The 465-nt window shown below is 65.6% G+C and carries 1 protein-coding gene; it reads right to left on the bottom strand.

Translation table 11 applies throughout. The features are described 5' to 3' along the window. Window positions 1–465: TonB-dependent receptor domain-containing protein (locus K9U40_RS23630; RefSeq protein ID WP_282892497.1), on the bottom strand; the 465-nt coding region annotated here is incomplete at both ends.

Below are 465 nucleotides of genomic sequence, written 5' to 3'. Positions count from 1 at the left end.
GCACTGATGTACTGCCTCGACATCGCCGTGGCATTGCCGGTCAGGGTCAGGCCCTGCAAGGTCGGCACATCCCATTCCACGCCCAGCTTGGCCTGCCGCTGCGCCACGGCGGTGGCGATGCGTCCTTCATTCACGCCACCGGCCGTGCGGGTCAGCTTCGGCTGCACATAGGCCGCTCCACCGAGCAGGCGCACGCCGTCCATTGGTGCGCCGCAGAAGCCCCATTCCACGCCCCGGTTACGTTGCTCGCCGCCAAACGAGAAGATATTCGTGACCGGGTCGGTGTAGCTGTTCGGTCGCTTGATCTCGTACACGCTGAAGGTGTGCGCGAAGCTGCCCAGGTCCAGCTTCAGGCCCAGCTCCTTCTGCCTGGTGCGGAACGGTGCGAACACATCGCCGGCATTGGCGGCGGTCATCGGCGCGGTGGCGCCCTGGCTGAGGCCTTCGATGTAGTTGGTGTAGAGG

Source organism: Xanthobacter autotrophicus (assembly GCF_030015065.1).
GTDB classification, from domain to species: Bacteria; Pseudomonadota; Alphaproteobacteria; order Rhizobiales; family Xanthobacteraceae; genus Xanthobacter; species Xanthobacter autotrophicus_D.
This window is presented reverse-complemented; position numbering and strand designations above follow the sequence as displayed.